The 21,010-nt window shown below is 73.2% G+C and carries 21 protein-coding genes and 1 riboswitch; of the genes, 9 read left to right on the top strand and 12 right to left on the bottom strand.

Translation table 11 applies throughout. The features are described 5' to 3' along the window. The first annotated feature begins 45 nt into the window (after nt 1–45). From K8U61_RS01285 to K8U61_RS01270, 4 genes are all read left to right on the top strand, one after another. Nucleotides 46–879, top strand: coding sequence for a DUF1028 domain-containing protein (locus K8U61_RS01285; protein ID WP_224121149.1), 834 nt, complete (start codon nt 46–48; stop codon nt 877–879). Beyond that, entirely contained in the window at nt 876–2,354 is a 1,479-nt protein-coding gene (locus K8U61_RS01280; protein WP_224121148.1) for an FGGY family carbohydrate kinase, read from the top strand. The genes K8U61_RS01285 and K8U61_RS01280 overlap by 4 nt, the downstream gene beginning before the upstream one ends. Before the next feature lie 164 nt (nt 2,355–2,518). Continuing rightward, nucleotides 2,519–3,190, top strand: coding sequence for a hypothetical protein (locus K8U61_RS01275; RefSeq protein ID WP_224121147.1), 672 nt, complete (start codon nt 2,519–2,521; stop codon nt 3,188–3,190). A 9-nt stretch (nt 3,191–3,199) separates the two neighbouring features. Then, complete coding sequence (locus K8U61_RS01270; RefSeq protein ID WP_224121146.1) at nt 3,200–3,886, top strand: class I SAM-dependent methyltransferase; 687 nt, start codon at nt 3,200–3,202, stop codon at nt 3,884–3,886. A 4-nt stretch (nt 3,887–3,890) separates the two neighbouring features. Here the strand turns inward: K8U61_RS01270 and K8U61_RS01265 are convergent, their stop codons facing one another. Together K8U61_RS01265 and K8U61_RS01260 are read right to left on the bottom strand one after the other, a co-directional pair. Beyond that, nucleotides 3,891–4,382, bottom strand: coding sequence for a flavin reductase family protein (locus K8U61_RS01265; protein ID WP_224121145.1), 492 nt, complete (start codon nt 4,380–4,382; stop codon nt 3,891–3,893). Beyond that, nucleotides 4,379–5,113: a lysophospholipid acyltransferase family protein gene (locus tag K8U61_RS01260; protein WP_224121144.1), complete on the bottom strand. Its 735-nt coding sequence runs from the start codon at nt 5,111–5,113 to the stop codon at nt 4,379–4,381. Before K8U61_RS01260 ends, K8U61_RS01265 begins: the two co-directional genes overlap by 4 nt. 77 nt (nt 5,114–5,190) lie before the next feature. Here K8U61_RS01260 and K8U61_RS01255 point away from each other — a divergent pair, with 77 nt between their 5' ends. Genes K8U61_RS01255 through K8U61_RS01245 form a run of 3 tightly spaced genes read left to right on the top strand, consistent with a single transcriptional unit; the run spans nt 5,191 to nt 7,789 of the window. Next, the gene (locus K8U61_RS01255) at nt 5,191–5,964 is read left to right on the top strand and encodes an alpha/beta hydrolase (RefSeq protein ID WP_224121143.1); all 774 of its coding nucleotides are present in this window, start codon (nt 5,191–5,193) and stop codon (nt 5,962–5,964) included. A gap of 24 nt (nt 5,965–5,988) precedes the next feature. Beyond that, on the top strand, nt 5,989–6,504 hold the full coding sequence (locus tag K8U61_RS01250; RefSeq protein WP_224121142.1) for a hypothetical protein: 516 nt from the start codon (nt 5,989–5,991) through the stop codon (nt 6,502–6,504). Between the two features lie 40 nt (nt 6,505–6,544). Further along, complete coding sequence (locus K8U61_RS01245) at nt 6,545–7,789, top strand: ornithine cyclodeaminase, nickel-pincer nucleotide-dependent (protein ID WP_224121141.1); 1,245 nt, start codon at nt 6,545–6,547, stop codon at nt 7,787–7,789. Here the strand turns inward: K8U61_RS01245 and K8U61_RS01240 are convergent. Genes K8U61_RS01240 through K8U61_RS01220 form a run of 5 tightly spaced genes read right to left on the bottom strand, consistent with a single transcriptional unit; the run spans nt 7,722 to nt 11,616 of the window. Next, the gene (locus tag K8U61_RS01240) at nt 7,722–8,687 is read right to left on the bottom strand and encodes an ROK family protein (protein ID WP_224121140.1); all 966 of its coding nucleotides are present in this window, start codon (nt 8,685–8,687) and stop codon (nt 7,722–7,724) included. The genes K8U61_RS01245 and K8U61_RS01240 overlap by 68 nt on opposite strands. Before the next feature lie 8 nt (nt 8,688–8,695). Further along, nucleotides 8,696–9,637 (bottom strand): ROK family glucokinase, encoded by a 942-nt coding sequence (locus K8U61_RS01235; protein WP_224121139.1) that lies wholly within the window; start codon nt 9,635–9,637, stop codon nt 8,696–8,698. Beyond that, entirely contained in the window at nt 9,634–9,936 is a 303-nt protein-coding gene (locus K8U61_RS01230) for a hypothetical protein (protein ID WP_224121138.1), read from the bottom strand. The genes K8U61_RS01235 and K8U61_RS01230 overlap by 4 nt, the downstream gene beginning before the upstream one ends. A gap of 46 nt (nt 9,937–9,982) precedes the next feature. Beyond that, the gene (locus K8U61_RS01225) at nt 9,983–11,176 is read right to left on the bottom strand and encodes an ArsA family ATPase (protein ID WP_224121137.1); all 1,194 of its coding nucleotides are present in this window, start codon (nt 11,174–11,176) and stop codon (nt 9,983–9,985) included. Next, nucleotides 11,176–11,616, bottom strand: a complete 441-nt coding sequence (locus K8U61_RS01220; RefSeq protein ID WP_224121136.1) for an SRPBCC family protein — start codon at nt 11,614–11,616, stop codon at nt 11,176–11,178. The genes K8U61_RS01225 and K8U61_RS01220 overlap by 1 nt, the downstream gene beginning before the upstream one ends. Nucleotides 11,617–11,724: 108 nt before the next feature. On the opposite strand from K8U61_RS01220, the gene K8U61_RS01215 reads away from it, so the two are divergent. Next, nucleotides 11,725–13,527: an AMP-dependent synthetase/ligase gene (locus K8U61_RS01215; RefSeq protein WP_224121135.1), complete on the top strand. Its 1,803-nt coding sequence runs from the start codon at nt 11,725–11,727 to the stop codon at nt 13,525–13,527. 15 nt (nt 13,528–13,542) lie between these two features. Here K8U61_RS01215 and K8U61_RS01210 read toward each other — a convergent pair whose 3' ends face one another. From K8U61_RS01210 to K8U61_RS25300, 5 genes are all read right to left on the bottom strand, one after another. Next, entirely contained in the window at nt 13,543–14,790 is a 1,248-nt protein-coding gene (locus tag K8U61_RS01210) for a M48 family metallopeptidase (RefSeq protein WP_224121134.1), read from the bottom strand. After that, nucleotides 14,787–16,061 carry a hypothetical protein gene (locus tag K8U61_RS01205; RefSeq protein WP_224121133.1) on the bottom strand — a complete coding sequence of 425 codons (1,275 nt, stop codon included), beginning with the start codon at nt 16,059–16,061 and terminating at the stop codon, nt 14,787–14,789. Before K8U61_RS01205 ends, K8U61_RS01210 begins: the two co-directional genes overlap by 4 nt. A 37-nt stretch (nt 16,062–16,098) precedes the next feature. Beyond that, on the bottom strand, nt 16,099–17,085 hold the full coding sequence (locus K8U61_RS01200; RefSeq protein ID WP_224121132.1) for a C40 family peptidase: 987 nt from the start codon (nt 17,083–17,085) through the stop codon (nt 16,099–16,101). 13 nt (nt 17,086–17,098) lie between these two features. Beyond that, nucleotides 17,099–17,260: riboswitch (cyclic di-AMP (ydaO/yuaA leader) on the bottom strand. 209 nt (nt 17,261–17,469) lie between these two features. Beyond that, nucleotides 17,470–17,676 carry a hypothetical protein gene (locus K8U61_RS01195; RefSeq protein ID WP_224121131.1) on the bottom strand — a complete coding sequence of 69 codons (207 nt, stop codon included), beginning with the start codon at nt 17,674–17,676 and terminating at the stop codon, nt 17,470–17,472. Nucleotides 17,677–17,863: 187 nt separating this feature from the next. Then, nucleotides 17,864–19,132, bottom strand: a complete 1,269-nt coding sequence (locus tag K8U61_RS25300) for an NYN domain-containing protein (RefSeq protein ID WP_224121130.1) — start codon at nt 19,130–19,132, stop codon at nt 17,864–17,866. Between the two features lie 81 nt (nt 19,133–19,213). On the opposite strand from K8U61_RS25300, the gene K8U61_RS01185 reads away from it, so the two are divergent. Next, entirely contained in the window at nt 19,214–21,001 is a 1,788-nt protein-coding gene (locus K8U61_RS01185; RefSeq protein ID WP_224121129.1) for a DEDD exonuclease domain-containing protein, read from the top strand. Nucleotides 21,002–21,010: the final 9 nt, after the last annotated feature.

Genomic DNA, 21,010 nt, shown 5'->3' with positions numbered 1-21,010 from the left:
TCCCCCGCTTCGCTCCTCCGGCGAACAACGCCGAGGGGACCCCGCATGACGTTCTCGATCGTGGCCCGCTCCGCCGACGGTGAGTCGTGGGGCGTGGCGGTGGCCTCCAAGTTCCTCGCGGTCGGGTCCCCGGTCCCGGCCGCCGTCGCCGGGGTCGGCGCGATCGCCACCCAGGCGGACGCCAACGTCGCCTACAAGGGGCTGGCCCTGTCCCACCTCGACGACGGCGCCACCGCCGAGGTCGCCCTCCAACGGCTGCTGGAGGAGGACGACGGCCGCGACCACCGCCAGGTCGGCATCGTCGACGTCGACGGGAGTGCCGCCAGCCACACCGGCGGCGACTGCCTCGACTGGGCGGGCGGGGTCACCGGTGACGGCTACGCGATCCAGGGCAACATCCTCACCGGCCCCGAGGTGGTCGAGGCGATGGAGGCCGCCTGGCTCGCCTCCGGCGCGGAGACCTCGCTCGAGCGCCGGCTGCTCGCCGCGCTCACCGCGGGGGACGAGGCCGGGGGCGACTCCCGGGGCCGGCAGTCCGCCGCGCTGCTCGTCGTCCGCGACGGGGCCGGGTACGGCGGCAACGACGACATCGCCTGCGACCTCCGGGTCGACGACGCAGCGTCGTGCGGGGGGACGCCGATCGTCGAGCTGGAGCGGCTGCTCTCGCTCAGCGAGCTCTACCTGACGGCGTCGACCGACGACGAGAAGGTGGCGATCACCCCCGAGCTCGAGGCCGAGCTCGAGTCGCTCGCCACGGGGCTCGGTCACCGCGACTTCGCCGCCTGGGTCGGCACGGAGAACTACGAGATGCGGGTCGCCGACGACGGCTCCTGGATCGACGTCCGCATCCTCGAGATCATCCGCGAGGCAGGCCGGTGACCGCGGGGAGCGTCCTGGCGATCGACGCCGGCACCACCGGCGTCACCGCGCTGGTCGTCGAGCACGACGGGACGATCGCGGCCAAGGGCTACCAGGAGTTCGCCCAGCACTTCCCCAAGCCGGGCTGGGTCGAGCACTCCCCCGAGGAGATCTGGCAGGCGACCCTCGAGGCCACCCGCGAGGTCCTGAAGAAGTACGACGCGGACGCGCTCCAGGCGGTCGGCATCACCAACCAGCGCGAGACCGTGATGCTCTGGGACCGCGAGACGCTGAGCTCGCCCCGCCGCGCGATCGTGTGGCAGGACCGGCGTACCTCCGAGCTCTGCGACCGGCTCCGCGACGCCGGCCACGAGGAGCGGGTGCGTGAGCTGACCGGGCTGCGGCTCGACCCCTACTTCTCCGGCACGAAGCTGATGTGGCTGGCCGAGCACGAGCCGCACACCTGGGCGCTGGTCGAGTCGGGGCGCTACGCCGTCGGCACGGTCGACTCCTACCTCGCCGCCCGGATGAGCCGCGGCACCTACCACGTCACCGACGTGTCCAACGCCTGCCGGACTCTGCTCCTCGACCTCGAGACCGGCGACTGGTCCGACGAGCTGTGCGAGCTCTTCGGCGTCCCGCGCGACGCGCTGCCCGAGCTGGTCCCCAACTGGGGCGAGCTCGCCGTCACCGACCCGAAGGTCTTCCTCGGCCTCTCGCTACCGATCTCCGGGATGGCCGGCGACCAGCAGTCGGCGCTCTTCGGGCAGACCTGCTTCGACGAGGGCGACTCGAAGTGCACCTACGGCACCGGGTCCTTCATCCTCACCAACACCGGTACGACGATCCAGCGCTCGGACGCGCTGCTCGCCTCGGCCGCGTGGCGCGCCCCCGACGGCCCGATCACCTACGCGTCGGAGGGCTCGATCTTCGTCACCGGCGCAGCCGTGCAGTGGCTGCGCGACGGCATCCAGATCGTCGGCTCGGCCGCGGAGAGCGAGGCGGTCGCCTCGACCGTGCCCGACAGCGGCGGCGTGGTGTTCGTGCCCGCCCTGACGGGCCTGGGCGCGCCGCACTGGGACCCGGACGCGCGCGGCCTGGTCGTCGGCATCACCCGCGGCACCACCCGCGGCCACCTGGTGCGCGCGACGCTCGAGGCGATCACCTTCGAGGTGCGCGACGTGCTCGACGTGATGCCCGAGCTGTCCTCGCTGCGGGTCGACGGCGGCGCGGCCGCCAACGACCTGCTCTGCCAGCTCCAGGCCGACCAGGTGGGCGTCCCGGTCGAGCGGCCGACCATCGTCGAGACGACCGGTCTCGGCGCGGCCTTCCTCGCCGGCCTCGGCACCGGCGTCTGGTCCTCGACCGACGACCTGCGCGACACCTGGACCCTCGACCGCCGCTTCGAGCCCGCCACCGACCGCACCGACGCCGACGCCGCCCACGCGCGCTGGTCGCGCGCCGTCGAGCTCGCGAAGGGCTGGGCGAAGGGGTAGGCGTCGGCGGGGTAGTCCCGGGCGTCCTCGGCGTCGACGATCTCGTCGTCGACCGCCTCGGCATTGGCCTCGAGGCGGCCGATCTGGCCCTGGAGCTCCTCGATCTCGGCCTGGATCTGCAGGCTGCGCGCCTGGAGGCGGTCGACGGCCTCGAGGTTCTCGTCGTGGGCGGTGGTCGCGGCCGCGAGCTCCTCCTCCGCCTCCGCCAGGGCCTCCTCGGCGGCGGCGAGCGCCTTCTCGTCGGCATCCGGGTCCGGGACGACGTGCAGCTCCGGGCGGGCGGGCGGCTCCTCGGCCCGGGGCGTGGCGGTGAAGCCGAGCGCGTCCGGGAGCGCGACCGCGTCGGCGACGTCCGCCGGCTCGAGGCCGGTGGTGGTCAGGGCGGCCACGAGCAGGCCGCTGCGGACGGCACGGGCGCACTCGGCGTCCACCATCGCGGCGGTCAGCGTCGCCTCGACCTGACCGGCGACGGCCTCGGTCACCTTCGTCCCCGCCTCGCGGGCGACCCGGCGCGCCTGGGTGGTGACCGCGGCGGTGAGCTGGCGGCGCTGGCGGGTCAGCGCGCGGAGGTCGTCGGCCGACATCGACTCCTGCGCGGCCCGCAGCGCCTCCCCCACCTCGAGCACCTGGGCGACCTGGTCGGCCTCGCGGCGGACCAGCAGGTTGACGGCCCAGGCGGCCGTCGACGGCTTGCGCAGCGCCTTCACCGGGGCGGCGAGGTCGGTGCCCTTGAGCTCCTTCGCCCGGGCGTCCCGCGCGGGCGTGAACTCCGCCAACGACAGCCCGTAGAGCTCGTCCGCGATCGCGAGCAGGTCAGCCATGTCAGGACACCCTAGAGTGCCGGTGTGGAGGTGTCGTCGGCCTGGGAGCGCCACGCGACCGACTGGATCACCTGGGCCCGTACGCCGGGGCACGACGCGTTCTGGTCCGACACCTGGCCCGCCGTGCGCGCACTGCTGCCCGAGCCCGGCGAGCGGACCCTCGACCTCGGCTCCGGCGAGGGCCGGCTCAGCAGGGAGCTGGCAGCCCTCGGGCACCGCGTCGTCGGCCTCGACCGGTCGCCGACCCTGGCCCGCGCCGCGCGCGACGCGGCGGACCTGCCCGTGGCGCTGGCGGACGCCGCGGCCGTCCCCTTCGCCGACGGCGCGTTCGACCTCGTCGTCGCCTGCATGGTGCTCCACGACGTCGACGACCTGGCGGCCACCGGCGCCGAGATCGCGCGCGTCCTGCGGCCCGGCGGCCGGCTGGTCGTGGCGATCGTGCACCCCTTCATCACCGCCCGCGACGACGAGCTCTCCGGCACCGACGAGTTCCGCGTCGGCCGTCCCTACCTGGCGCCGCGCCGGTTCGCGGACCGCGCCGAGCGCGACGGGCTCGCGATGACCTTCGAGAGCGTGCACCGCCCGCTCTCGGCGTACGTCGCCGCGCTGGGTGCGCACGGCCTCGGCATCACGGACCTGCACGAGGCCGGGCCGCGGGTGGTGCCGTGGCTGCTGACCTTCGCGGCCACCCGGCTCCCGACCGGCGCCTGAGGCCTCAGAGTCGGAGGTAGCGGCCGCGGCGGCTGACCAGCGGCTCGTCGTCCTCGCCGACCGAGATCTCCTCGACGACCAGGGTCAGCAGGTCCGACCAGCCGACCGGCGCGACGGACTCGAGCGACGTCCCGCTCCAGGTGGTCGCGTCCGCGAGCCGTGGACCCCACTCCGTGTCGACGAAGCTGCCCGTCCGGAAGGGCCCGCCCGGCGCGGGCGCGGTGCCCGCGAACGCCTCGGCCAGGTCGCGGTGCGACCACGAGAGCAGCTGCACGACCGCCCGGCCGGTCCGCCCGACGGCGTCGGCCAGGTCGCTGTCCGGGTCGACGAGCGCGAGGATGCGTGCGGGCTCGCCGTTGGCGACCATCAGCGAGCTGACGGTCAGCCCCGCCTCCCCCGCGGTCACCAGCGCGACCGCGCCGCCCAGCCGGCCGCGGAAGCGGCGTACGGGGTCCGGGTCGGGGTCCGCGAAGGGGTGCGTCGAGTGGATCGTCACGCGGCGGGCTTCTCGGTCCCGCCCTCTTCCGGCCCCTTGCCCGGGTCCTTGTCGGACTTCGACAGCTCCTTGGCCCGGGTGGCGTACATGTCGACGTACTCCTGCTCGGAGAGCCGCATGATCTCGTACATGATCTCGTCGGTGATCGACCGCAGGATGTAGCGGTCGTTCTCCAGGCCCTCGTAGCGCGAGAAGTCCAGCGGCTTGCCGAAGCGCACCACCGGCCGGGTGAAGCGGCCGAAGGTCTTGCCCGGGGGCGCCACGACGTCGGTGCCGACCACGGCCACCGGGATGACCGGGACCTTCGCCTCGAGGGCGAGCCGGGCGACGCCGACCTTGCCGCGGTAGAGCTTGCCGTCGTGGGAGCGGGTGCCCTCGGGGTAGATGCCGAAGAGCTCGCCGTCGGCGAGGAGCTTCTTCGCCGAGATGATCGCGCCCTCGGAGGCGCTGCCGCCGGACCGGTCGATCGGCACCTGGCCGGAGCCCTTGAAGAAGGTCTTCTGCAGCCAGCCCTTGAGGCCCGGGGTGGTGAAGTACTCGGCCTTCGCGACGAAGGTGACCCGGCGCGGCAGGGTCAGCGGCATGAAGAGCCAGTCGGCGTAGGAGAGGTGGTTGCTGGCCAGGATCGCAGGCCCCTCGAGGGGGACGTTCTCGGCGCCGGAGACGCGCGGGCGGAAGATGATCCGCAGCCACGGCCCGAGCGCGATCCACTTCAGGAACCAATAGAACACGGCTGCAGCCTAGACCGCCGAACCGCCACTTCCCCAGACCCGGTTCGTGTGGCGAGCGGGTGGTGCAGACTGCCGCCATGACGATCCACCCGCTCGCCTCGCCGTACTCCCGTCCGGCGCAGCCGGAGCTCACCGCCGGCCGCAGGATCGGCGTCCTGCTCAGCCACGGCTTCACCGGCCAGCCCGCGTCGATGACGCCCTGGGGCGAGGAGCTGGCGGCCCGCGGGTACGCCGTCGAGGTGCCGCGGCTGCCCGGCCACGGCACCACCTGGCAGGAGCTCAACACGCTGACCTGGGCGGACTGGTACGCCGAGATCGTGGCGACCTTCGACCGCCTCGCGGCCGACAACGACGCGGTCGTCGTGGGGGGCCTGTCGATGGGGGGCGCGCTGGTGCTGCGGCTCGCCGAGGACCGCGCCGACCAGGTCGCCGGGGTCATGGTGGTCAACCCGGCCGTGGCGACCAAGCGGCTCGACGTGAAGCTGCTGCCCGTGCTCAAGCACCTGGTCGGCTCCTTCCCCGGGATCGCCAACGACATCAAGAAGTCCGGCGTCGAGGAGCACGGCTACACCCGCACGCCGCTCAAGGCGATCCACTCGATGATGCAGGCCTGGCCGGGCATCATCGCCGACCTGCCGAAGGTCACCGCGCCGCTGCTCTACCTGCGCTCGTCGGAGGACCACGTCGTCGACGAGGCCTCCGAGCCGCTCATCACCGGCGGCATCTCGTCGACCGACGTGACGATCGTGCGGCTCGAGGACAGCTACCACGTGGCGACCCTCGACAACGACGCCCCGACGATCGTCGAGCAGTCGGCGGCGTTCATCGCCCGGGTGACCTCCGCCTCCTGACCAGCGGGGACTTACGGTAGTCCTGTGCAGCCGGACGCCCGCGAACCCGACGACGCCGACGAGCGCGCCTGGCAGGCGATCATCGACAACTACGGCGACCGTCCGGACCTCGCCGACCTCGAGGAGCCTCCCGGGCCGCCTGCGGCGTCTGCGCCGCCGGTCGCGCCGACGTCGGACACGCCCGCCGTACGACCGGATGCGCCGTTCGGCGGCCGCTTCGGCGACCCGCGCGCCTTCGACCCCTACGACGAGTACGGCGAGGACGCCGACGACCCCTACGTCGGTCCCGAGCCCGAGGAGGAGGGTTACGTCCCTCCCGAGCCGCCTCCGCTGCCGACCGTCGCCCCCGACCGCTTCGTCGCGTGGGCGGGCGTGCTGGGCTCTCCCGTCGTCCTGCTGGCCGCGCTGATCTTCAAGATCTCGATCCCGACCTGGCTCGGCTACGGGCTCGTCGCCGCCTTCGTCGGTGGCTTCCTCTACCTGGTCATGAAGATGTCCCGCGAGCCCCGCGACCCCTGGGACGACGGCGCGCAGGTGTAGGGCCGCGGCGTCGCGTCCGAGGCCCGTTAGGGTGCGCGGTGTGAGCACCAACGAGACCGTCGAGATCACCGGCCACCTGATGGACCACGGCATCCTGTCGCGGGTCCTCGACGACATCCGGGAGTACGGCGGCGACTACGCCATCGAGCGGTTCGACGTGGGCCGCGAGACCGACGACGTGTCGCACGCGGTGATCACCGTGATCGCCGAGGACGACGAGGCGCTCCAGCGGCTGCTGATGCGGCTGCAGACCCGCGGGGTCAACCAGGTCGACCCGGGCGAGGCCACCGTGGACGAGGCCGACCGCGACGGCGTCTTCCCCGACCACTTCTACTCCACGACCAACCTCGAGACCCGGGTCCGGGTCGACGGTCAGTGGCTCGAGGTCGGCAACCCGGAGATGGACTGCGGCCTGATCCTCGAGCGCGACGCCAACGGCAAGCCGGTGCGCGTCTACACGCTGCCGATGTCCGACGTACGCGCCGGGATGCTCGTGGTCACCGGCGCCGACGGCGTCAAGGTCACCATCCCCGAGCCGGAGTCGACGGGCGAGGCGTTCGGCTTCATGGAGTCCGACGTCTCCTCCGAGAAGCCCCAGGCCGTCCTGGTCCGCCAGGTCGCCGACGGCATGCGCGAGGCCAAGGCCCAGGGCAAGAAGGTCCTGTGGGTCGGCGGCCCGGGCGTCGTCCACACCGGCGCCGCGCCCGCGATGGTCGCGATGGTGCACGCCGGCTTCGTCGACGTGCTCTTCGCCGGCAACGCGCTGGCCACCCACGACATCGAGTCCTCCCTCTACGGCACCAGCCTCGGCGTCGACCTGGCCATGGGCCGCGGCGTCGAGCACGGCCACGAGCACCACATCCGCGCGATCAACACGATCCGCAAGGAGGGCTCGATCAGGGAGGCCGTCGAGAGCGGGGTCCTGACCGGCGGGATCATGCACGCGCTGGTCACGCACGGCAAGGAGTTCGTGCTGGTCGGCTCGGTCCGCGACGACGGCCCGCTGCCGGACGTCTACACCGACGTCATCGACGGTCAGCGCGCGATGCGCGGGCAGCTCGAGGACGTGGGCTTCTGCCTGATGGTCGCGACCATGCTCCACTCGGTGGCGACCGGCAACATCCTGCCGGCCTCGATCCCGCTGGTCTGCGTCGACATCAACCCGGCGACGGTCACCAAGCTGGCCGACCGCGGGTCCTCGCAGGCCCGCGGTATCGTCACCGACGTTGGCCTGTTCCTCGAGCAGCTCGCCGTCGAGCTCGTGCCCGAGTACCGACGGTCCTGAACCGCTGCCGGGCCAGGTCGGCCGCGCCGATGGCGCCGGCCTCCGGCCCCAGCGCCGCGCGTACGACGGGCGGCACGGTGCGGTGCGCCGCACCCACCAGCGAGTCGCGCATCGCGTCGCGCGCCGGCTCCAGCAGCAGGTCGCCGGCGGCGGAGAGCCCGCCGCCGATGACCACGATCTCGGGGTCGAACGCCGCCACCAGGTTGGCCGCACCCACGCCCAGCCACTCGCCGACGGACGCGAACGCCGCGAGCGCGGTCTCGTCACCCGCCAGCGCGGCCTCGGTGACCTGCGGGCCGGACAGGTCGCTCACCCCCTGGTCGCGGACGAAGCGGACCAGCGCGTTGCCGCTGCAGTACTGCTCCCAGCAGCCGGTGCCGCCGCACTCGCAGTCCCGACCGCCGGGCACCACCTGCATGTGGCCGAACTCCCCCGCCATGCCGTTGTAGCCACGGTGCACCGCACCGTCGAGCACGACCGCGCCACCGATCCCGGTGCCGAGCGTGATCACCAGGGCGTCCTGCGCGCCGCTCACCGCGCCGTACGTCAGCTCGGCGCGAGCCGCGCAGTTGGCGTCGTTGTCGAGCACGACCGGCGCGCTCCACCGCTCGGCGAGCCGCGCCCGCACCCCCTCGTCCTGCCAGGGCAGGTGCGGGGCGAAGCGCACCCGCTCCCCCTGCGCGTCCACGAACCCGGCCGCTGCGATCCCGATCGCCGCCGGCCGCCGGATGCCCGCGACCTCCTGGACCGCCTCGGTCAGCGCGTCCTCGACCAGCCGCGACTCCACCCGCCGCCCGGGCGTGCTGCGGACGGCCGTGCGCACCACGCGCCCGGTCGACGACACCGCCGTCGCGAGGACCTTGGTGCCGCCGATGTCGACGCCGATGAAGAGAGCCATCCCGGCTGCTAGCGCCGGGACAGGTCGGCCGCGCCGATCAGGCCGGCCCGGTTGCCCAGCGTGGCGCGGCGGATCTCGGGGATCGGCCGGAAGCCGCGGCCGACCAGCTGGCCGGAGAAGGCCTCGCGGGTCGGGCCGAGCAGGAGCTCGTCGGCCTCGCTCACGCCGCCGCCGATGACCACGACCTCCGGGTCGAGGATCTCGGTGAGGGAGGCGATGCCCTCGCCCAGCCAGCGGCCGAGCTCGGCGAGCTGCTGGATCGCACCCTGGTCGCCGGCCTGGGCGGCCTCGGTGATCAGCGGGCCGGTGATCTTGCCGAGCTCGCCACCGGCGCGCTGGAGCATGCCCTGGGCGATCTGGGCGCCGCTGAGCGCGAGTGCGCGGGCCTCGCGGACCAGCGCGGTGCCGGAGGCGTACTGCTCGAAGCAGCCGTGCTTGCCGCAGCCGCAGAGGATGCCGTTGGGCACCACCCGCATGTGGCCGATCTCGGCGCCGACGCCGTTGGCGCCGCGGTAGAGCTCGCCGTCGAGCACCAGCCCGCCGCCGACGCCGGTGCCGACGGTGACCGCCAGCAGGTCCTCGGCGTCGTGGGCGGCGCCGAAGGCGAACTCGCCCCACGCCGCGGCGTTGGCGTCGTTCTCGATGACGACCGGCAGGTCGCAGCGCTTCTCCAGCTCGGCCTTGAGGTCCTCGTTGCGCCAGGCCACGTTGGGCGCGAAGAGCACCACGGCCCGCGCCTTGTCCACGTAGCCGGCCGCACCGACCCCGACGGTCTCGATCTCGTGCCGCGAGCGCAGCTCGGTCACCAGGCCGGCGATCGCCTCCTCGATGGCGTCGGCGTTGGTCGCCGGCGACTCGACGCGCAGCTCCTCGAGGATCGTGCCGTCCTCGTCGACCACCCCTCCGGCGATCTTGGTGCCGCCCACGTCGATCCCGCACGCGAGACTCATCGGTCCTCCTCAGGTTCTTCGGGCCACTCTGTCGCATCGTCGTCCAGGTCGATGTGCTCGACCCCGCTCCGTGCGCCTTGATCGGGTACGGCGGCCGCGAGCAGCCCCGCCGCGGCGTTCAGCAGCGAGGTCGCCGCCGTGGCCAGCTGGGCCTTGACCTCCGGGCTCAGCTCGCGGACGGCGTGCACCGTCCGGCAGATCGGGCACAGCGTGCACTCCGTCGCACCCGTCGCGATGTGCGCGTCGATGCCGTGGGTCGTGTCCTTCGCCCAGTCGGCCAGCGCTCCGAGCAGCTTCACCGCCTCGTCAGCAACAGATCCGACGTCGTCTCGTTCCCCGCTCACGTCACCTCCCAGCCTCGTCCACGGGGTCCTCGACGAACCGCACCTGCAGTTCCCCCTGCTCCACCCGGGCTCCGGCGATGCGGAAGCGTGCCAGACCGGATGGGAGCGTGAGCAGCCGACGATACGATCCCACGGTCACCACCAGGTCGTCGCCATTGCGCGCCAGATGGACCTCGGTGCGTGTCACCAGCGGCAACGCGAGCCGCAGGACCGCGCTCCCCTCGCCGCCGCTGATCCGGAAGGGCCCCTGCGGGCGGGTCCGCTCCAGTGGGTCGGTCTCGCCGTACACCTCGCGCGCCAGGTCCGTCAGCGCCTCGACGCCCACCGGCTCGCGCGGCCGGTACGCCGAGCGCCACACCGGCAGCCCCGCGAAGGACTCCTCGACGTGCTCGAGCACCTCGTCCTGGGCGAGCACCCAGCCCGCGCGCCAGTCGTCGGCACCGTCGGCCGGGAAGATCCGGTTGGCCACCACGCCGTCGACGCGGTAGCCGAAGAGCGACAGGGTCGTGTAGGAGCGGCGCGCCTCGGCCAGCACGACGTGCTCGGGGGTCAGCACGAGCCGCACGCTGGAGTCCGGGCCGGACAGCAGGGTCCGGACCTCGTCGAGCTCGGCGTGCAGCCGCTCGATCGCGTCGAAGACCGAGTCGCCCGGCATCGGCACGCCGGCCGCGCGGCTGAGGACCGGCCGCAGCGCCTTGACCACCCGGCGCTCGACCGGCAGCACCCGGTGCATGTACCAGCCCAGCGCCTCGGGCAGCGCGAGCAGCCGCAGCGTCTCGGCGGTCGGCGCGCAGTCCACGACGATGACGTCCCAGTCCCCCGACAGCGCGTGCAGCCGCAGCTCCAGCAGCGCCAGCACCTCCTCGGCGCCGGGGATGACGGTCAGCTCCTCGGCCGCGACCGGGTCCATGCCGGTGACGTCGAGGACCGAGAGCAGGTAGCGCTGGATGTCGGCCCAGGACTGCTCGAAGCGCAGCTGGGCGTCGACCTGTTGCACGAAGAGGTGGTCGGCGACCTCGGTCGGCTCGGCCCCGATCGCCCCGCTCGCGCACCCGAAGGCGTCCGCGAGCGAGTGGGCGGCGTCGGTCGAGAGCACGAGGGTACGGCGGCCCGCCGCAGCGGCCAGCGCCGCCGTACCGGCCGCGATCGTGGACTTCCCGACCCCTCCCTTGCCGGTGAACAGGAGGATCCGCACTAGGAGGTGGACTCCACGCGCTTCTTGAGCCCCTTGAGCGCGGTGTCGATGAGGATCTTCTCGCCCTTGCGCTTGAGCATGCCGATGAGCGGGATCGAGACGTCGAGGGCGAGCCGGTAGGTCACCTCGGTCGAGCCGTTGCCGAGGTCCTTGAGCACGTAGGCGCCGTCGAGCGCGCGCAGCATCTTGCCCTCGACGAGGGTCCAGGTGACCTCGTCGTAGCCGTCCCACTCGTAGGCGAGGGTGTACTCGTCCTTGATCGGGCTGACGTCGAGGGCGAAGAAGACCTGCTCCGCCCAGCCCTCCGGGCCCTCCTTCACCACGTCGGCCGTGGTGACGCCCTTGGCCCACTCGGGGTAGGCGGGGAAGTCGCCGATGACGTTCATGACGTCCTCGGGCGATGCGTCGATGACGATCGACGAGGTGGTCTGCTCCGCCATCGTGGCTCCTCGAGCGGGTGGGGGTGGGAGGGGGCCGGATCCGGCCTCACTGGCCAGCGAGCGTACCGGATCGACACCCCCGCACAGGGTGCGCGGTAACCTCACCCGGTGCGTGAGTTCTCGACCCCGATGACGACCGAGATCCCGGCGACCGGCAACCTCACCGACGACGTGGTGACCAACGCCCGCGAGCACGGCTCCGTCGTGCAGTTCAGCCGGCGCAGCGGTGCCGACGGCGCGTGGGAGGACGTGACCACGACCGAGTTCCTCGCCGAGGTGAGCGCGGTCGCCAAGGGACTGATCGCGGCCGGCATCGAGGTCGGCGATCGCGTCGCGCTGATCTCCAAGACCCGCTACGAGTGGACCCTCCTCGACTACGCGATCTGGTTCGCCGGCGCGGCCACCGTGCCGATCTACGAGACGTCCTCGACCGAGCAGGTGCAGTGGATCCTGGCCGACTCCGGCGCCCGCGCCGTGGTCGCCGAGACCGCCGACCACCTGGCCCGCGTCACGGAGGCGCGCCGCGAGCTCGACCAGCTCAACCACGTCTGGTCGATCGGCGACAACGCGGTCGACACCCTCACCCGGCTCGGCGGCGACATCACCGACGAGGAGCTCGAGAAGCGGCGTACGACGGCGACGCCTCTCGACCTCGCGACCCTCATCTACACCTCCGGCACGACCGGGCGTCCCAAGGGCTGCATGCTCACCCACGGCAACTTCATGTTCGAGCTGGGCGTGGCGGTCGACGAGCTCGAGGAGCTCTTCCCCGAGACCGAGGGCGAGGGCTCGACCCTGCTCTTCCTCCCGCTGGCGCACGTCTTCGCCCGGATCATCCAGGTCGGCTGCATCAAGTCCCGGACCAAGATGGGCCACACCGCCGACATCAAGCAGCTGCTGCCCGACCTCGCCGAGTTCAAGCCGACCTTCATCCTGGCGGTGCCGCGGGTCTTCGAGAAGGTCTTCAACACCGCCTCGCAGCGGGCCACGGCCGACGGTCGCGGGAAGATCTTCGACGCCGCCGCCGAGACCGCGATCGCCTACTCCCGCGGGCTCGAGCGGGGCCGGATCCCGCTGTCGGTGCGCGCCAAGCACGCCGTCTTCGACCGGCTCGTCTACGCCAAGCTGCGCACTGCGCTCGGCGGCCGGTGCGGGTACGCCGTCTCCGGCGGCGCGCCGCTGGGCGAGCGGCTCGGCCACTTCTACCGGGGCATCGGGCTGGTCGTCCTCGAGGGCTACGGCCTCACCGAGACCACGGCCGCACTGAGCGCCAACCTGCCCGAGGCGACCCGGATCGGCACCGTCGGCCGGCCGCTGCCCGGCACCGCCGTGCGCGTCGCCGAGGACGGCGAGCTGCTCTTCCGCGGCGGCCAGGTGATGGCCGGCTACTGGGGCAACGACGACGCCACCGCCGAGGTGCTCGAGCGGGACGGCTGGTTCCACACCGGCGACCTCGGCGAGGTCGACGACGAGGGCTTCGTCCGGATCACCGGCCGCAAGAAGGAGATCATCGTGACCGCGGGCGGCAAGAACGTCGCGCCCGCCGTCCTCGAGGACCGCCTCCGCGGCCACCTGCTCGTCGACCAGTGCATGGTCGTCGGCGACGGCGAGCCCTTCATCGCCGCGCTGGTCACCCTCGACCGCGAGTCGCTGCCGGTCTGGGCCGAGCAGCACGGCAAGTCGACCGATGTCGCGGCGCTGGTCGGCGACCCGGACCTGAGGGCCGAGATCGACGCCGCCGTCGAGGAGGCCAACAAGGCGGTCTCCAAGGCCGAGTCGATCCGCAAGTACACCATCCTCGCGGACGAGTGGACCGAGGAGGGCGGCCAGCTCACCCCGAGCCTCAAGCTCAAGCGCAATGTCGTGATGCGGGAGTTCAAGGACGAGGTCGCGGCGCTCTACCAGGGCTGAGCTACCAGGGCTGAGCTACCAGGGCTGACGCGCGTACTGCTCGGCGATCGCCACGCGGGTCAGCGTGGTCGGGTGCGACCCGAACCAGATCTGCGAGAGCCGCCACGGGTCCGGGTCGCCCAGCGAGTGGAGCGCGAGCTCGCGCTGCACGGCGACGAACGCGTCCGGGTCCCGGGTGGTCGCGAGGGCGTCGACGTCGGCGCGGGTCTCGATGTGCCGGCTGATGGTGTTCTGCACCGGCAGCGCCAGGAACGAGCCGAGCGCGACCAGGGCGAGCACGAGCGGCACGATCGCCGGATCGCGCATGGTCAGCCCGCGCCGCTCCCCCACGGCGCCGACCAGCAGGCCGAGGAGGCCGACGCCGAAGACGACGCCGGCCGCGCCGAGCAGCGAGCCGGTGAGCACGTCGTCGTGCTTGGCGTGCGCGAGCTCGTGGGCGACGACCGAGAGGACCTCGTCACGGTCGGCGTCCTGGAGGAGGTTGTCGTAGAGCACGACCCGCCGGGTGCTGCCGTAGCCCGAGACGTAGGCGTTCAGCGTCGTCGTACGCCGCGACGCGTCCGCGACGAGCACGTCGTCGACCGTGACGCCCTCGTCGTCGGCGAGCGCGAGCACCTGGCTGCGCAGCTCGCCGTCGGGCAGCGACGTGAAGTGGTTGAAGAGCGGCTCGACCACGACCGGGTAGACGAACGAGCCGACCATCACCAGCACGCCGAGCAGACCGCCGGCGACGGCGGGCCAGGCCCGCGGCCAGCGGCGGGCGAGCCCGATCAGCAGCACGAGCGCCAGCGACGTGACCACGATGGTGAGCGCCTCGTTCTTGGCCAGGTCGGAGGCGAAGCCCGACCACGCCTGCGTGCTGAGCCCGTAGTCGATCGCGTGCCGGCGCAGCATGACCGACAGCGGCAGCGTGACGACGCGGCCGATGAGCTCGAGGGCCGCGACGGCGAGCACGACCCGCACCCACCACCAGCCGGGCAGCCGGTCGACGATCCGGCGGCCCCACGGGCCGAAGCCGAGGACGCACGCGACGAGCAGCGACACCGCGATCGAGCTCCAGCTCCAGACCCGCGCCCAGCGGGCGTAGGCCTCGGCCCGGTCGACCTGGGCGCTGGTGAAGACCGCGTCGGCGGACGCCGCGGAGGGCGTGCCGCCGGGCACCGGGTGCCACGGCACCAGGGCCGCGGCCAGCACGATGAAGGCGAGGCCGCCGACGGCCATCACCACCAGCGACACGCGGCGCTGGGTCGTCGCGGAGCTCACGAGGCGAGCCCCGTGAGCTCGGTGCGCCAGGCCTGGGTCAGCTCGGCGACCGACATCCCGAAGGACTGCTCGAGCGCCGTGCCGAGCGCCGTGCCGCCGTCCATGGCGCGGTAGAACGACACGAGCGCGTCCTCGCCCCCGCGCTCGGCGAGGAGCCGGCAGACCAGCCAGGCGCTCTCGTACGTCGCGCCGAGGTCCGGCGTCCGGGTGCCGAAGTCGGCGGAGCTCGGCAGCGCGCGCGGCGGACCGTCCTTGCGGACCTGGGCGATGATCTGGGAGGCCGTCCGCGAGACCGGCAGGTCGACGTCGCGCAGCGCGACGTAGTCGGCGAAGCCCTCGAGCAGCCACAGCGGCATCTGGCTGGTCCACGCGCCGGTCGCGACGTGGGTCGACTCGTGGGTCATCACCACCTGCGCGCCGGTCGGCTTGAGCGTGTCGTAGACGTCGGGGTTGACGAAGACGTGGACCGGCGCGGAGGGCGCGGTGGTGCCGTCGACCGACGTGGTGACCGCCGCGATCTGGTCGTAGGTTCCCTTGTCGGCGTCGAGGGTGCGCTCGAGGTCGCGCACCGACGCCGGCACCTCGACGACCAGGCCCTGCTGCCAGGCCGGCAGCACCCGGCGTACCTGGGGCACGGCGGTGCGGGCCCGGGCCGCGACGACCCTGGCCTCGGCGGCGGACCCGTCGACGAGCACGAGCGTGTCGGCGGTACGGCGCACCTGCAGCGGACCGTGCAGCCAGAGCGGCCAGACCCCGTCGGAGCTGCCCGCGCCGGTGAGGGCGACCCGGTCGCCGTCGTCGCGCAGGTGGAAGCCGATCTCGGCGGTCGCGGCGTGGCGGTCGAAGCCGCGCATCCGCCAGGTCGAGTCCACGGCGGCGTCCCACTCGCCGTCCGAGCCGGGGGTGCCGAGGTCGGTGACGTAGCGCAGCGACACGTCGGCCAGCCGGAGCTTCTCCGCGTTGCGGACCACCGCCGCGAGCCACGCCTCGGCGTCGTCGTCGCCCTCGGGGGCGAGCGCCTCCGCGGCGTCGACGTCGTGGGTGCGCACGGCCTTCTCGAACGCCTCCAGGGTGCTCGCCGCCTGCTCGGGGTCGACCGAGGGGTGCACGACCTTCGGCGTGGGCGCGACGTACGGGTCGTCCGAGGTCAGCGACCAGGCGAGCAGACCGGCTCCGACCAGGACCGCGACGACGACCACACCCACCAGCAGCACGAGGCCGGTCGCCCCCCAACGGGGACGACCGGCCTGTGGTGGCTGGTCGGTGGTCACCGGGACATTGTCCAGCCCCGGTGGTTGCGGCTCAGGATCAGCCCGGGCGGACGGCGCCGACGTAGGGCATCGAGTGGAGGCCGGTGACCCGGACGCCGGTGCCGGGGTTCTCGGCGTTCACGATGAGGCCGTTGCCGATGTACATGCCGACGTGGCTGATCGGGCTGTAGTAGAAGACCAGGTCGCCGGGCTGGAGGTCGCTCTCGGCGATGTGCGGGCCGGAGGAGTACTGAGCCGACGAGGAGTGGGGCAGCGACACGCCGGCCTGCGCCCAGGCCATCATGGTGAGGCCGGAGCAGTCGAACGCGCTCGGACCGGCGGCGCCGTAGACGTAGGCGTCCCCGACCTGGGCCATCGCGTAGGCGATCGCGGCGGAGGCGCGGCCGGAGGCCGGCACCTCCGAGGGGACACGGGCGGTGCCGCGGGAGAGGATCTCCTCGCGCTCCTCGGCCTTGAGCCGGCCGAGCAGCGCCTGGGCCTCGTCGAGCTTCTTGTCGATCGTGGCTTTCTCGGTGCCGAGCTTCTTCTCGAGCGAGGAGACCTGGTCGGCGCGGCGCTCGGTGGCCTCACGGCGGAGCGTGAGCTCCTTGAGCTCGGCGGAGTACTTGTCGAACAGCGAGGCCTGCATGTCGTTGTAGGCCGACATGGTGGAGAGCTGCGACAGGAACTTCTGGGGGTCGTCGGAGACGACGACCTGGCCGACGGCCGAGAGGCTCTGCCCCTCGTACTGGCGCACGACCGAGTCGCTCACCTGCGAGCGGACCGCCTCGAGGGTGTCGTCCTGACGACCCTCGTCGGCCTGCAGCGAGGTGAGCTCGCCGCGCAGCTGCTTGAGCTCGATCTTGGCGTCGTTGTAGCGCTCCGAGGCCTCCTCGGCCTGACGGAAGAGCGTGTCGACGCGCGCCTGGACGTCGTCGATGTCGGGTTGCGCCTGAGCGGGCGACGAGGTGGGCACGAATCCCACGACGGCGATCAGGGCGATTCCGGACAGGGTGGTGGCGAGTCGCTTCCGGCCGTTCTGCACGAGCGGGCGGTCTCCTTCGGTACGTCGTACGCCTACCGGGTGAGCTGACGGGTTCGGGCACGACATTTGCCCTACTCCCGCTCCTCGGCGGTCTCGCGACCTCCGCCTTGCGGGAGATTCACCCCAGGTGTGGTGGTTCCCCGGCTCCGGGTCGATCAACAGGTGTCGATCTCTCCGAACTCAGCGCGGTGGCCGCGCGGACCCTGCTGATCCACGTCCACGGCCACCTGAGCCACACACCGTAGTCGCGCCCCCGGCCGGTGGCCAAACTTTCAACAGATGTCGCCACCGGTTTTTCGGACCAGACCGGAAGAATTTACGCGCCGACGTCACACGCGTCACATCCGTCACACGGTCGGTCCGGCGTCGGTCCGGCGTCGGGGGTCAGGCGGTCTCGGTCCAGGGCGTGTCGACCGGCTGGACCAGCCGCAGCGGCGGCACCAGCCCGCTCGCCGCCAGCACCTCCAGCGCCCGCTCCTCGTCGTCCCCGAAGCTCAGCTCCGGCGGCGGCCCCAGCAGGACGGTCACCACGCAGTCGTGGCAGTGCAGCCCGCGCACCACGCAGGTGTCGCAGTCGATTCTCGTCGTCATGGGCACGACGGTGACAGGGCCCACCGACATCGGCCGGTGCGGCGTGTCGGCGGGTTTCCCCGGCTGGCCGGGGATCACCGCCGGGTCGTCAGCCAGTCCCCGCCCGACACGCCGAGGAGTGCCCGGGTGTCGGTCGGGTTTCCCCGGCTGCCCGGGGAAACCCGCCGTTCGCCGCTCGGCGTGTCGCCTACCGCGCGACCAGCTCCAGCAGCGCCTCCGGTACGACGACGCGGGCGCCGTCGCGGGTGACGTCGACGGCCACGGCCCGGTCGCCGGTGACGACCACGACGACCCGGCCGGTGGGCTCGGCGGCGACGAGGTCGCGGATCACGTCGTCGGCGATCACGCCGCGGGGGCTGTAGAGCACCTTCACGCCGCGGGGCGCGGTGACCGGCGGGCGATGGTCGGTCTCGGCGGCGTCGAAGACGACGGTGGTCTCCGCGCCGGTGCGGGCCACCAGCGGCGCCAGTGCGCCGACCAGCCGGAGCCGCTGGGCCTCCAGCGAGGAGGTCGGCCAGGCGGTCTTGCTGACGTTGTAGCCGTCGACCACCAGCCGCGAGCGCGGCATCGCCAGCAGCTGCTCGAGCAGCGCCGCGCTCCCCGGGCCGAGCACCCCGGCCGACGACGGCGTCCGCACGCCGGCCTCGGCCACGTCCGCCTCCACCCGGTCCGCGGGCGCGCCCTCGACCGTGGGCAGCGCGAGCTCGCGGCGCAGACCGTTCGCGGCGTCGATGACGGTCTCCAGCAGCAGCCGGGCACGCAGGCTGGCCTCGTCCCGCTCGGCGCGCGCGTCGCGGCGGCCGCGCGCCTCCGCGGCCTCGAGCTGCTCGACCTGCGCACGCAGCCGGCGGTTGTCCTTCTCCAGTGCCGCGGTCGCCGTCTCGGCGGTACGCCGCGCCTCCGCCGCCGACTGCTCCGCGGCCTCGGTCTCGGCCCGCGCGGCGCGGTGGGCGGCGCGCTCCTCGCCGAGCTTGCGGCGCAGGCTGGTGTTCTCGGTCTTGTACTCCTCGACCTGCGCCTTGTGCGCCGCCCGCAGCTCGCGGGTCGCCTGCTCGGCGTCGGCGAGCCGGGCGCGCAGCCGCTCGAGCTCGCGGTCGTCGACGGCCGGCGCCAGCGCGGCGGCGAGCCGGGCGGAGGCGTCGGTGACCACCAGCTCCCACCCCTCGGGCCGCACCAGCCAGGACCGGGCGGCCACGGCGGGGACGTCTCCGGCGTCGGGCGCCGGCCGCGCCGAGACCTGGACGCCCACCCGCTCGCGCAGCTCGTCGTCGAGGAGCGCGTCGAGGATGGCGCCGGCCCCCAGGCGGGCTCGTCGGGCCGGCGCGAACGACGCGACCCGACGTACGGCGGGAGGAAGGCGAGGCACGTCGGGGAGCACGTCCGCGGTCATGGCGACGACGCGGGCGCGCACCTGCTCGGGAAGACCGTCGAGCGTGTCCGGCCCGACCGCGGTCACGGCGTCCTCACGCCTCCAGCGTACGGGGGTGGCCCGCGCGTCGCCGTCGGATTGTCGGTGGCCCGATCTAGCGTCGAGGACATGACGAGCAGCGCGGCGCGGGAGACCTCCTCCCGGTGGGAGAGCCAGCGCAGCTTCGACGAGCTGGGCCGGCCGCTGCGCGACATCACCTTCTGCGTCGTCGACCTCGAGACCACCGGCGGGTCCGCCGAGGGCGGCTCGATGATCACCGAGATCGGGGCGGTCAAGGTCCGCGGCGGCGAGGTGCTGGGCGAGTTCCAGACCCTGGTCGACCCGCGCACCGAGATCCCGGCGTTCATCGCGGTCCTGACCGGCATCAGCAACGCGATGGTGGCCGGCGCGCCGCCGATCGAGTCGGCGCTCCCGTCGTTCCTGGAGTTCGCGGCCGGCACCGTGCTGGTGGCCCACAACGCGCCCTTCGACGTCGGCTTCCTCCGCTACTTCGCCGAGCAGCAGGGCCGGGCCTGGCCGCGCTTCGAGGTGCTCGACACCGCCAAGCTGGCGCGCCGGGTGATCACCCGCGACGACGCCCCCAACTGCAAGCTGTCCTCGCTCGCCAAGGCGTTCAAGTCCGGCACCACCCCCAACCACCGGGCGCTCTCCGACGCCCGGGCCACGGTCGACGTGCTGCACGGCCTGATGGAGCGCCTCGGCGGGCTCGGCGTCCACACCCTGGAGGAGCTGCAGACCTTCTCCTCCCGGGTCACCCCGGCGCAGCGCCGCAAGCGTCACCTGGCCGAGGGCCTCCCCCACGCCCCGGGCGTCTACCTCTTCCGCGACGAGCGCCAGCGCGTCCTCTACGTCGGCACCTCCCGCGACCTGCGCTCCCGCGTCCGGTCCTACTTCACGGCCTCCGAGACCCGCTCCCGGATGGGCGAGATGGTCGGCATCGCCAGCTCGGTCGACGGCATCGAGTGCGCGACCCCGCTCGAGGCCGAGGTCCGCGAGCTGCGGCTGATCGCCGAGCACAAGCCGCGCTACAACCGACGCTCCCGATTCCCCGAGCGGGTCCACTTCGTCAAGCTCACCCGTGAGCCCTGGCCGCGGCTGTCACTGGTGCGGCGGGTGCTCGACGACGACGCCGACTACCTCGGTCCGTTCTCGTCGAAGAAGGCGGCCGAGAAGTGCCTGGCGGCCCTCCACGACACGTTCCCGGTGCGCCAGTGCTCCGACCGCATCGGCCGCAAGCCCGGCGGCACCAGCCCCTGTGTGCTCGCCGAGATGGGCCGCTGCCTGTCTCCCTGCGACGGCAGCGTCGACGAGGCGACGTACGCCGCGGTGGTGCGTCAGCTGCGCGACACCCTGCTCCGCCGGCCCGACGAGGTCGTCGAGGCGATCAACGCCAAGATGGCGGCGCTGGCGGCCGACGAGCGCTTCGAGGAGGCGGGCGTCCACCGCGACCGGCTCGCCGCGTTCGTGCGCGCCGCGGCCCGCACCCAGCGGCTCTCGGCGCTCACCCGCTGCCCCGAGGTGGTCGCCGCCCGGCGCGAGGACGACGGCCGCTGGGCGGTCCACGTCGTCCGCCACGGTCGGCTGGCCGCGGCGGGGGTGATCCCCTCCGGCGCCGACGCCAACGGGTACGTCGTCACGCTGCGCGCCTCGGCCGAGACCGTCGGCGGCGCGCCCGGTCCGGTGCCGGCCGCCACGGCGGAGGAGACCGAGAAGGTCCTGCGCTGGCTGGAGTCCCCCGGCATCCGCCTGGTCACGGTCGACGGCGAGTGGACCTGTCCGGTCGGCGGCGCCACCCGTCACCTCGCCGTGCACGACGCGGTCAACCAGTCGCGCCTGTCGCTGGTGCCCTTCGACGACCGTCGCGGCCTGTCGACCGTCCACCGGCCCGCCCGTTAGGGTCGGCAC

This window comes from Nocardioides mangrovi (assembly GCF_020073815.1).
Classification (GTDB): Bacteria; Actinomycetota; Actinomycetes; order Propionibacteriales; family Nocardioidaceae; genus Nocardioides; species Nocardioides mangrovi.
The sequence above is the reverse complement of the archived record's forward strand: the minus strand, read 5'-3'. Positions and strand labels throughout refer to the sequence as shown.

What these genes read in the sequence shown, in the direction of transcription:
- K8U61_RS01285 (WP_224121149.1), top strand. Translation starts at nt 46, where the DNA reads ATGACGTTCTCGATCGTGGCCCGCTCCGCCGACGGTGAGTCGTGGGGC.
- K8U61_RS01220 (WP_224121136.1), bottom strand. Translation starts at nt 11,616, where the DNA reads ATGGCGGAGCAGACCACCTCGTCGATCGTCATCGACGCATCGCCCGAG.
- K8U61_RS01255 (WP_224121143.1), top strand. Translation starts at nt 5,191, where the DNA reads ATGACGATCCACCCGCTCGCCTCGCCGTACTCCCGTCCGGCGCAGCCG.
- K8U61_RS01185 (WP_224121129.1), top strand. Translation starts at nt 19,214, where the DNA reads ATGACGAGCAGCGCGGCGCGGGAGACCTCCTCCCGGTGGGAGAGCCAG.
- K8U61_RS01240 (WP_224121140.1), bottom strand. Translation starts at nt 8,687, where the DNA reads ATGGCTCTCTTCATCGGCGTCGACATCGGCGGCACCAAGGTCCTCGCG.
- K8U61_RS01235 (WP_224121139.1), bottom strand. Translation starts at nt 9,637, where the DNA reads ATGAGTCTCGCGTGCGGGATCGACGTGGGCGGCACCAAGATCGCCGGA.
- K8U61_RS01195 (WP_224121131.1), bottom strand. Translation starts at nt 17,676, where the DNA reads ATGACGACGAGAATCGACTGCGACACCTGCGTGGTGCGCGGGCTGCAC.